This window comes from Sulfuricaulis sp., from assembly GCF_049587675.1.
Classification (GTDB): domain Bacteria; phylum Pseudomonadota; class Gammaproteobacteria; order Acidiferrobacterales; family Sulfurifustaceae; genus Sulfuricaulis.
Map to the genome: position 1 here is coordinate 1 of NZ_JBAVEJ010000294.1, position 4001 is coordinate 4001.

The 4001-nt window shown below is 60.7% G+C and carries 5 protein-coding genes; all 5 read right to left on the bottom strand.

Annotated elements, in window-relative coordinates:
• A partial coding sequence (locus tag WB402_RS14930) for a glutamine amidotransferase-related protein (RefSeq protein WP_424209239.1) occupies positions 1–187 on the bottom strand: 187 nt, incomplete at its 3' end.
• Positions 188–189: 2 nt separating this feature from the next.
• Entirely contained in the window at positions 190–1686 is a 1497-nt protein-coding gene (gene trpE, locus WB402_RS14935; RefSeq protein WP_424209241.1) for an anthranilate synthase component I, read from the bottom strand.
• A 112-nt stretch (positions 1687–1798) separates the two neighbouring features.
• Entirely contained in the window at positions 1799–2485 is a 687-nt protein-coding gene (locus WB402_RS14940) for a phosphoglycolate phosphatase (protein ID WP_424209243.1), read from the bottom strand.
• A gap of 20 nt (positions 2486–2505) precedes the next feature.
• Entirely contained in the window at positions 2506–3198 is a 693-nt protein-coding gene (gene rpe, locus WB402_RS14945) for a ribulose-phosphate 3-epimerase (protein WP_424209245.1), read from the bottom strand.
• 197 nt (positions 3199–3395) lie between these two features.
• Positions 3396–4001, bottom strand: a 606-nt coding sequence (locus WB402_RS14950) for a hypothetical protein (RefSeq protein WP_424209247.1), incomplete at its 5' end; no start/stop codon positions are given.

Below are 4001 nucleotides of genomic sequence, written 5' to 3' on the forward strand. Positions count from 1 at the left end.
CCGACACACCTGCCTCATTCGGCGTGCACGGACCCGGCGAGATGACGATGTGGTCCGGTTTCAGTTTTTCGATCTCCGCCACCGAAATCTGGTCATTGCGGTAGACGCGCACGTCTTCGCCCAGCTCGCCCAGATACTGTACGAGGTTGTAGGTGAAGGAATCGTAGTTATCGATCATCAATAGCATGGCTAAACTCCTTGCCGGCCGTTGAGTCCGGCGGAAGCCAGGGACACCGCACGGAAGATGGCGCGCGCCTTGTTCATGGTTTCGTTCCATTCGGATCTCGGCACCGAATCCGCGACGATGCCGGCGCCAGCCTGGATGTAGAGCATTTTGTCCTTGATCACCGCCGTGCGGATGGCGATGGCCGTGTCCATGTTGCCATTCCAGCCGATGTAACCGACCGCCCCGGAGTAAATGCCACGGCGCGTGGGCTCGATTTCCTCGATGATCTCCATCGCACGCACCTTGGGCGCGCCGCTCACGGTGCCGGCCGGAAACGTGGCGCGCAGAACATCCACGGCGTCCATACCCGGTTTCAGTTCGCCGTGCACATTGGAGACGATGTGCATCACGTGCGAATAGCGCTCGATGACCATTTTGTCCGTCACCTGCACGCTGCCCACCCTGGCCACGCGTCCGATATCGTTGCGCCCGAGATCCATCAGCATGATGTGTTCGGCGCGTTCCTTGGGGTCGGCGAGCAGATCCTTTTCCAATGCCAGGTCCTCCGCCTCGGTCACGCCGCGCGGTCGCGTACCGGCGATCGGGCGCACCGTCACCTGCCCATCCTCGAGGCGCACCAGGATTTCCGGCGAGGAACCGACGATATGGAAATCCTTGAGGTCCATGAAATACATGTACGGCGAGGGATTGAGCGTGCGCAACGCCCGGTAGAGATCGAGCGGGTCGGCGGCGAACGGGATCGTCAGGCGCTGCGACAGTACCACCTGCATGATGTCGCCGGCACGGATGTACTCGCGCGATTTCTCGACCGCGGCCTCGAACCCCTGTTGCGTGAAACCCGAGGTGAAATCGGATTCGCCGACGGTCTTGTTTGGCGTCTCCGTCTCGACGCGCGGAATACCCTCGCCCAGCTTCGCCACCAGTTCGTCCAGCCGCGCATTGGCCTTATTGTAGGCGCCCGCGAACGCCGGGTTTACGTGGATGACGACGTAGAGCTTGCCCTTGAGGTTGTCGAACACCACGACCTCGTCCGAAACCGTAAGCAGAATATCGGGTGCGCCGATGACATCGGGCTTGGCCATTTTCCCCAGCCGCGGTTCGATATAGCGGATGGTCTCGTAACCAAAATAGCCGACCAGTCCGCCGGTGAAGCGCGGCAGTCCCGCGATTTCGGGAACGGTGTAGCGCGCCTTGAAGCGGCGCACATAATCGAGTGGGTCGGAAACCGTTTCACGCTCGACCGGTTTGCCATCCTTTTCCACGGTTACATCATGGCCGGAGACGCGCAACAAGGTGCGTGCGGGCAGTCCGATAATGGAATAGCGGCCCCACTTCTCGCCGCCCTGCACGGATTCAAACAGGTAGGAATACGGCCCGCGTGCGAGCTTGAGATAAACGCTTAGAGGAGTGTCGAGGTCGGCGAGGACCTCACGCATCAGGGGGATGCGGTTGAAACCTTGGGAAGCGTAGTTATCGAATTCTTTTTTGCTTAACGACATGAATCACCATGAGATCACCAGTTAAATAGTCAGACAGCAACACGGCCAGCGGCCCAGGGCCACCACCAGCGCATGTCCGACCATTTACGTGTTCTGTGTCTCATGTGTGTTGTTAGGCATAAAGCCGCAGGTATTGCGGCACATCGGTCAGTGAATCCACCACGGCGTCGGGGAGCGACTGACGGATATCGTGTCCGTGATTATAGCCATAAGTCACGCAAATGACAGGCATGCCCGCCGCGCGTGCCGCCTGCACGTCGTTGCTCGAATCCCCGACCAACACCCCATGCGCAGAATCGATGCCGAAATGTTCGCAGGCATGCCGCAGCGGCAGGGGATCGGGCTTCTGCTTCGGCAGACTGTCCCCGGACAACACTAGCTGGAAGTACTTATATAAGTCGAGATTCTTGAGCAGCGGCAAGGTGAAGGCCTCGGCCTTGTTGGTGATGCAGGCAAGTGAAAAGCCTTGGGCCTCGAGACGTTCCAGTGCCTCCACCACGCCCGGGTAAGGGCGGCTTAGATCGGAAACAGCCGCGGCGTAATGCCGGCTAAACAGCGCGAGCGCCTGCTCGTTGAGTTTGGCGTCGGGTTCGGCCTGCATTTCGCCGGTCAGCGCGCGCTTCACGAAGCGCGGCACGCCATTGCCGATCCATGCGCGGTAATGCGTCATGTCCCACGCGGGGCGCTTCAGATCGGCGAGCATGTGGTTCGCCGCGGCGGCCAGATCCGGCACGGTGTCGATGAGCGTGCCATCGAGGTCGATCATGACCATCTTCACGGTCAGCGGAAATGTCGCCATTTTTTTCGCCGTGGATTCCATCAGCCCTTGGCCTTGGCCAGCTCGTCGCGCATCGCCTTGACGACCGAATTGTAACGGTTCGGATCGCCAGGCTTGCCGGCGCTGAAGATGGCGGAACCGGCGACAAAGGTATCGGCGCCAGCCTCGGCGATCTCGCGGATGTTATCCACCTTCACGCCGCCGTCGATCTCGAGGCGGATCGGGCGCCCGCTCGCGTCGATGAGCTTGCGCACCTCGCGCAGCTTGTCGAGCGAAGAGCGGATGAAACTCTGGCCGCCGAAACCCGGGTTCACCGACATGAGCAGAATCATGTCGACCTTGTCCATCACGTACTTGAGATAATCGAGCGGGGTGGCCGGGTTGAACACCAGACCGCATTTGCAGCCCGAGTCGCGCACCAGTTGCAGGCTGCGGTCGATGTGCTCCGAACCCTCCGGATGAAATGTAATATAGGTGGCGCCGGCCTTGGCAAAATCGGGGATGATGCGATCCACCGGTTTGACCATCAGGTGCACGTCGATATCGGCCTTCACGCCATGCTTGCGCAGCGCCTCGCACACCAGCGGGCCGATGGTGAGATTCGGTACGTAATGGTTATCCATGACGTCGAAATGAACGATGTCGGCGCCGGAGGCGATGACATTCGTTACCTCTTCGCCCAGTCTGGCGAAATCGGCGGAGAGAATCGAAGGGGCAATCTTGTAGTCGCGCATGGGGATATCAAACCTTCAAATAATGTGTTCGGAGTTATGCAATAACAACAAAGCGCGGCCACGGATGACCCGCATCAAGACGCGCACTTTACCCGAAGATCGGAAAATTTTCAGCCTCCGACGCGATAGGCCCATCGCCGGCGTGCCTATGTTGCCAGTACGCGCTGAACTGGAAATTAGCGCCTGGTCTGTCAGGATTATTGCCGGCGCGTCAGCAGCCAGCGGCTGATATTGCGTACACTCTTGCCAATCAAACGCGCCGCGCGTTCGAGCAGGGTTTTCCGGTCACGCGCCAGCGCCTGCCGTTCGGATTCGGTGAGCAGTTCGGGCGCGTGGCTGCGTTTGAGCCGTGCGACCGCGACCCGGTCGGCTTCGCAGAATTTTACGTACATCCACCGGGCCGCGAAGTTCCAGGGACGGGGCCGGCGGAAATGCGCGGTGAAATCCACCACATGCGGCTCGCCATCGGCGCCGACAAGAATGTTTCCCCGGCTGCGCAGATCGCAGTGCGCCACCCCGAATTCATGCAAACGGTCCACCAGGCGGTAGAACCGCTCGAAGAATGACGGCGTCAGCCCACCAGGTGGAACCTCGCGCGCGCTGGTCCCGGGCACGTACTCCAGCAACAACGCGTAACGATTCACAACACGCAGCAATCGCGGCACGCCGCGCGCGCCGTCCAGCTGCCGCAGCGCCCGCGCCTCGCGACGTACCGACGGCGGACCCACGAAACGCCGGAACCAGGGATCGGCCTGGCTGAAATCCTTGAGCACCGCCTCCTCGCCGTCCGCCCGGATCAGCAG

Coding starts and splice junctions, on each gene's coding strand:
- trpE (WP_424209241.1), bottom strand. CDS start 1,686: ATGTCGTTAAGCAAAAAAGAATTCGATAACTACGCTTCCCAAGGTTTC.
- WB402_RS14940 (WP_424209243.1), bottom strand. CDS start 2,485: ATGGCGACATTTCCGCTGACCGTGAAGATGGTCATGATCGACCTCGAT.
- rpe (WP_424209245.1), bottom strand. CDS start 3,198: ATGCGCGACTACAAGATTGCCCCTTCGATTCTCTCCGCCGATTTCGCC.